Annotated in this window: 5 protein-coding genes; all 5 read right to left on the bottom strand. The window is 66.7% G+C overall.

The genetic code is table 11. From position 1 onward, the window contains the following. Positions 1–10 precede the first annotated feature (10 nt). A complete protein-coding gene (locus AC3AYF_RS16920) occupies positions 11–910 on the bottom strand; it encodes a hydroxymethylglutaryl-CoA lyase (RefSeq protein WP_487780056.1) in 900 nt (299 codons plus the stop codon). 1 nt (position 911) lies between these two features. After that, positions 912–2,996, bottom strand: coding sequence for an acetyl/propionyl/methylcrotonyl-CoA carboxylase subunit alpha (locus tag AC3AYF_RS16925; protein WP_487780057.1), 2,085 nt, complete (start codon positions 2,994–2,996; stop codon positions 912–914). After that, complete coding sequence (locus tag AC3AYF_RS16930) at positions 2,993–3,853, bottom strand: enoyl-CoA hydratase/isomerase family protein (RefSeq protein ID WP_487780058.1); 861 nt, start codon at positions 3,851–3,853, stop codon at positions 2,993–2,995. Before AC3AYF_RS16930 ends, AC3AYF_RS16925 begins: the two co-directional genes overlap by 4 nt. Before the next feature lie 150 nt (positions 3,854–4,003). Further along, on the bottom strand, positions 4,004–5,611 hold the full coding sequence (locus AC3AYF_RS16935) for a carboxyl transferase domain-containing protein (RefSeq protein WP_295040279.1): 1,608 nt from the start codon (positions 5,609–5,611) through the stop codon (positions 4,004–4,006). 99 nt (positions 5,612–5,710) lie between these two features. Further along, positions 5,711–6,344, bottom strand: a 634-nt coding sequence (locus AC3AYF_RS16940) for an acyl-CoA dehydrogenase family protein (RefSeq protein WP_487780059.1), incomplete at its 5' end; no start/stop codon positions are given.

Consider the following 6,344-nt stretch of genomic DNA (forward strand, 5'->3'; position numbering starts at 1 on the left):
AATCGTTCGATCACTTCGCCGCCAGAGCCACACCCACCTTTGACCGGTTCGGCTTGCCGGTGGTCTGGGTTATCCACACCCCTGTCTCTGCCAACTTATCCAGATCCACGCCGCTGTCGATACCCAGGCCGTTGAGCAGGTAGATCACGTCTTCCGTGGCGACGTTGCCGGTAGCGCCTTTGGCGTAGGGGCAGCCGCCGAGGCCGGCGACGGCGCTGTCGATCACGCCGATGCCTTCTTCGAGCACGGCGTAGAGATTGGCCAGCGCCTGGCCGTAGGTGTCGTGGAAGTGGGCGGCGAGCTTGTTCATCGGAATGTCGTGCGCCACGGCGTCGATCAGGCGCTTGGCGTGTAGCGGGGTGCCGACGCCGATGGTGTCGCCTAGCGAGATTTCATAGCAGCCCATCTCGTACAGCGCCCGGGAGACCTCGGCGACCCTGGCGGGGGCTATCTCGCCCTCATACGGGCAGCCGAGCACGCAGGAGACATAGCCGCGCACGCTCATACCGGCTTCCCGAGCGCGTTCGACCACCGGGGCGAAGCGCGCCAGCGACTCGGCGATGGAGCAGTTGATGTTCTTCTGGGAGAACGCTTCGCTCGCTGCCGCGAAAACGGCGACCTCTTCGACGCCGCACGCGAGCGCGGCTTCCAGCCCTTTCAGATTGGGCGTAAGCGCGGAGTAGACCACACCCGGCCGGCGGCGAATGCCGGTCATGACGTCGCGGTGATCCGCCATCTGCGGCACCCATTTGGGCGAGACGAAACTCGCCGCTTCGATCCGCTTGAGTCCCGCCGCGCCGAGCCGGTCGATCAGTTTCAGCTTGGCGGCGGTGGCGATGGGCTCGGCTTCGTTCTGCAGCCCGTCTCGCGGGCCGACCTCCACCACGCTGACCTGTTTTGGCATTCCCATCTCACGAGCCCTCGTTCGTTTCTGCGCTGGTGAACGCGAGCAGCTCATCCCCCTGCGCCACGGCGTCGCCCACCTTGAAGTGAAACGCTTCCACCGCGCCGGCGGCGGGGGCGCTCAGGGTGTGTTCCATCTTCATCGCCTCCACCACCACCAGCGGCGTGCCTTTCTCCACCGTCTGGCCGGGTTCGACCAGCAGCGCCACCACGGTGCCGTGCATGGAGGCGGTCAGCCTGGCTTCGACCTCATGCGGCAGATGATCGACCCGGTCCGAGCGCCGCCAGATCAGGTGGGACTCGAAGCCGGCGGCGGTGAGGATGATCGTTTCGCCATCCAGAGCGGGATCGGTGCGCGCCAGCAGGCGACGGCGATGGCCATCCAGGGTGATCGCCACGGCGTCACCGTCGAGTCGCTGCAGACGGCCTTCGAGATGCTGCCCGCCGTCTCGGTCCACGCTCAGTTGCCAGGTCGATTGCGAGGCAGAGCGTGTCGCGGTCACGGGGATCGGCGGCGCGCCCTCGGCCTCGGCAAATGCCAGTCGAACATGCTGCGGGGCGTTGAGCCGCCAGCCGTCACGGCGCTCCCACGGTGAACGTTCATCGCTGGCTCGATCCAACTGGTCGAGCGCCACCAGCGCTGCGCAGGCGATGTCCGCGTTGGAGAGCGGTTCACTCGCGAACAGCTCGTCGTGGTGGTGTTCGATAAAGCGGGTGTCGAGCCGGGCGGCGATGAGTTCCGGATGCGTCACCAGCCGCTGCAGAAAACGGCGATTGGTGGTCACGCCGGAGACATCCAGCGCCGCCAGCGCGCGATCCATCTCTGCCAGGGCCTGGCCGCGATCCTCGCCGTGGACGATTAGCTTGGCCAGCATCGGGTCGTAGTGCATCGAGACGTCATCGCCGGCCTCGACGCCGCTATCCAGACGCACGCGATCCGGCGCCAGGTCGCTGGCTTTCAGATCGAGACCGAACCGTTCCAGCGTGCCGGTAGCGGGGAGGAAGTCGTTATCCGGGTCCTCGGCATAGAGCCGTGCTTCGATGGCGTGGCCGGTCAGCGTCAGCGCGTCCTGGGCCTTGGGCAGCGGCAGCCCGGCGGCCACGCGCAGCTGCCACTCGACCAGATCCTCGCCGGTGATCATCTCGGTCACCGGGTGCTCGACCTGTAGCCGGGTATTCATCTCCATGAAGAAGAACGGCGAGCCGCTCTCCTGCGCGGTTTCGGCGGCGGCATCCAGCAGGAACTCCACCGTACCGGCGCCGACATAACCGATCTCCTGGGCGGCGCGCACGGCAGCTTCGCCCATTTGCTGGCGCAGTGCTGGGGGCAGGTTGGGCGCCGGGGCTTCTTCCAGCACTTTCTGGTGGCGGCGCTGCACGCTGCAGTCGCGCTCGAACAGGTAGACGCCGTTGCCTTGGCCATCGCAGAACACCTGCACTTCGACGTGGCGCGGCTGGGTCAGGTACTTCTCGATCAGCATGCGCTCGTCGCCGAAGGCGGCGCGGGACTCCCGGCGGCAGCCGTCGAGGGCGGCCTGGAACTCGCGGTCGGATTCGACCACCCGCATGCCCTTGCCGCCGCCGCCGGCGCTGGCTTTCAGCAGCACCGGATAACCGATCTTGCCGGCTTCCTCCCGGAGCAGTTCGTCCTCCTGCGCCTCGCCGTGGTAGCCCGGCACCAGCGGCACGCCGGCGTTGGCCATGCGCGCCTTGGCCGACGCCTTGTCGCCCATGGCGGCGATGGCGCTGGCCGGCGGCCCGACGAAGACGATCCCGGCAGCCTCGCAGGCGGCGACGAAGTCGGCGTTCTCGGAGAGAAACCCGTAGCCCGGATGGATGGCGTCGGCGCCGCTGCGCTGGGCGGCGGCAATGACCTTGTCGATATCGAGATAGCTCTCCCGTGCGGGCGCCGGGCCGAGGCGCACGGCCTCGTCGGCCTCGCGCACGTGTAGCGCGTTGGCGTCGGCATCGGAGTAGACGGCAATGGTGCGAAGCCCCAGGCGGCGGGCGGTGCGCATCACGCGGCAGGCGATCTCGCCGCGATTGGCGATCAGCACCGAACGTAGCGGGCGAGGCGCATTTGTCAGGCTCATGGGCGCGGTTCCTTGTTGTCCGAATGGCCGTCTTTATGCCTGTGGGTATCTCCGGTGGGCTGCCAGGCGGGTGGTCGCTTGTCGAAGAAGGCGGCGAGCCCCTCCTGACCTTCGCGGCTGACCCGCAGTTCGCTGATCGTGCGACAGCAGCGCTCACGGGTGGCATCGGAACCGGGGTCCTGGTCGACCCGGGCCAGCAGCGCCTTGGTGGCGCGCTGGGCCTGGGGCGAGGCGGCGAGCAGGCGATCGATCGTCTGGTCGATGTGTATATCCAGCTCCTGCCCATCCACCACCTCATGCACCAGGCCCAAGGACTGCGCGGTGGCGGCGTCGATCACCTCGGCGGTGAGCGCGTAACGGCGCATCTGGCGCGGGCCGATGGCGCGCTGGACATAAGGGCTGATCACCGCCGGCGAGAGGCCGATACGCACTTCCGACAGGCAGAACGTCGCCTTGTCTGAAGCGATCACCACGTCGCAGCAGGCGGCAAGCCCCACCGCGCCGCCGTAGGCTGCGCCCTGCACCCGGCACAACGTCGGGCAGGGCAGCTCATCCAGCTGCTGCATCAGCCGCGCCAGCTCGCGGGAATCCTTGAGGTTGTCGTCGAAGCTGTAGTCCACCATGCGCTTCATCCAGTGCAGATCCGCCCCGGCGGAGAAGTGCTTGCCGCCGGATGCCAGCACCACCAGCCGCACCTCGTCGCGCTCGGCCAGCGCGTGCAGGCGTTCGAGATGGGCGTTGAGCTCGCCGATCAACGCATCGTCGAAGGCGTTGTGAACCTCGGGCCGATCCAGCGTCAGGCGCGCGACACCGCGGGAGTCGATCTCGAGTCTTGAGTAGGAAGTGATATCTGACATCTGGGGCCTCGTTAATAAAGCTTGAAGCTGGAAGAGCGGCGCTTCGCGCCTGGAAGCTGGAAGAACTCTCGATACCGTGTAGCCGAAGCGTTGGGAAGAGACTTCCAGCTTATAGCTTCAAGCTTCCAGCTCCCTTGCGTAGCAAGGGGCCTACATCCTAAACACGCCGAATCTTGTCTCTTCGACTTCTGCATTCATCGCGGCGGAGAGCGCCAGGCCGATCACGTCGCGGGTCTGCAGCGGGTCGATCACACCGTCGTCCCACAGCCGGGCGCTGGCGTAATAGGGGTGGCCCTGGCGTTCGTACTGTTCGCGAATCGGCGCCTTGAACGCCGCTTCCTCTTCTTCCGGCCAGGCGCTGCCGTCGCGTTCGAGCTGCTCCCGCTTCACCTGGGCCAGCACGTTGGCGGCCTGCTCGCCGCCCATCACCGAGATGCGCGCGTTGGGCCACATGAACAACAGGTTCGGATCATAGGCGCGGCCGCACATGCCGTAGTTGCCGGCGCCGAAGCTGCCGCCGATCAGCACGGTGAACTTGGGCACCTTGGCGCAGGCCACGGCGGTGACCAGCTTGGCGCCGTGCTTGGCGATGCCCTCCTGCTCGTACTTGGAGCCGACCATGAAGCCGGTGATGTTCTGTAGAAAGATCAGCGGGATCTGGCGCTGGGCGCAGAGTTCGATGAAGTGCGCGCCCTTCTGCGCCGACTCCGAGAACAGCACCCCGTTGTTGGCGACGATACCCACCGGATGGCCGCACCAGTGGGCGAAGCCGGTGACCAGGGTGTCGCCGTAGTAGCGCTTGAACTCGTCGAAGTCGGAGTCGTCCACCAGCCGTGCGATCACCTCGCGGACGTCGTACGGCTTGCGCAGGTCGGTGCCGACGATGCCGTAGAGCTCCGACGGGTCGAGCCGCGGCGGCGCGGATTTTTTCATCGCCAGCTGACCGCGCTTTTGCCAGTTGAGGCGGGAAACCGCGCGACGGGCGAGCTGCAGCGCGTGGGCGTCGTTCTCGGCGTAGTGGTCGACCACGCCGCTGATCTTGGCATGGACGTCGGCGCCGCCGAGATCCTCGGCGCTGATGGTCTCGCCGGTGGCGGCCTTCACCAGCGGCGGCCCGCCGAGAAAGATGGTGCCCTGGCCGCGTACGATGATCGATTCGTCGGCCATCGCCGGCACGTAGGCGCCACCGGCGGTGCAGGAGCCCATCACCACCGCGATCTGCGGTATGCCGGCGGCGGAGAGCGTGGCCTGGTTGTAGAAGATGCGGCCGAAGTCGTCATGGTCGGGGAAGACCTCGTCCTGCTCGGGCAGGTAGGCGCCGCCGGAGTCCACCAGGTAAAGGCAGGGCAGGCGATGCTTGCGGGCGATCTCCTGGGCACGCAGGTGCTTCTTCACCGTCAGCGGGAAGTAGGTGCCGCCCTTGACCGTGGCGTCGTTGGCGACGATCACGCACTCCACGCCGCTGACCCGGCCGATGCCGGCGACCACCCCGGCGGCGGGCACCGGGGAGTCGTAGACCTCGTGCGCCGCCAGGGCGCCGATCTCCAGAAACGCCGAGCCCTCGTCGAGCAGATGGTCGATCCGGTCGCGGACGAACAGCTTGCCGCGGGACTCGTGCCGCGCGCGGGCCTTGTCGCCGCCGCCTTGGGCGATGCTGGCGGTCAGGCCGCGCAGCTTGTCGACTTCGCTCCGCAGCGCCGCCTCGTTGGCCTGGAAGGTTTCCGTGCGGGGATTGATCTGGGTCTGAAGAATAGCCATTCATCTCTCCGAGATGAGCTATAAGCTATAAGCCGGAAGCTGTAAGAAAAACCGCAATGCGGTTACTTACAGCTTAAAGCTTATGGCTTACGGCTGAATTTACGCCGATTCGCTGAACAGTTCGCGCCCGATCAACATCCGCCGAATCTCGCTCGTTCCCGCGCCGATCTCGTAGAGCTTGGCGTCGCGCAGCAGGCGCCCGGTGGGGTATTCGTTGATATAGCCGTTGCCGCCGAGCAGCTGGATGGCGTCCAGCGCCATCTGGGTCGCCTTCTCGGCGCAGTAGAGAATCACCCCGGCGGCGTCCTTGCGGGTGGCGCGGCCACGGTCGCAGGCGCCGGCCACCGCGTAGAGATAGGCGCGGCAGGCGTTGAGCGTGGTGTGCATGTCGGCGAGCTTGCCCTGCACCAGCTGGAATTCGCCGATGGGCTGGCCGAACTGCTTGCGCTCGTGAACGTAGGGCACCACCACGTCCAGGCAAGCCTGCATGATCCCGACAGGACCGGCGGCGAGTACGGTGCGCTCGTAGTCGAGCCCGCTCATCAGCACTTTCACGCCGCGGTTCTCCTCGCCCAGCACGTTCTCCGCCGGTACCTGGCAATCCTCGAATACCAGCTCGCAGGTGTTGGAGCCGCGCATGCCCAGCTTGTCGAGCTTCTGGGCGGTGGAGAAACCGGCAAATCCCTTCTCGATCAGAAAGGCGCTGATGCCCTTGGCGCCGGCGTCCGGGTCG

It is taken from the genome of Salinicola sp., from assembly GCF_982684285.1.

Excerpts from the sequence above, each read along its gene's own strand:
- AC3AYF_RS16920 (WP_487780056.1), bottom strand. The coding sequence starts at position 910 with ATGGGAATGCCAAAACAGGTCAGCGTGGTGGAGGTCGGCCCGCGAGAC.
- AC3AYF_RS16925 (WP_487780057.1), bottom strand. The coding sequence starts at position 2,996 with ATGAGCCTGACAAATGCGCCTCGCCCGCTACGTTCGGTGCTGATCGCC.
- AC3AYF_RS16930 (WP_487780058.1), bottom strand. The coding sequence starts at position 3,853 with ATGTCAGATATCACTTCCTACTCAAGACTCGAGATCGACTCCCGCGGT.
- AC3AYF_RS16935 (WP_295040279.1), bottom strand. The coding sequence starts at position 5,611 with ATGGCTATTCTTCAGACCCAGATCAATCCCCGCACGGAAACCTTCCAG.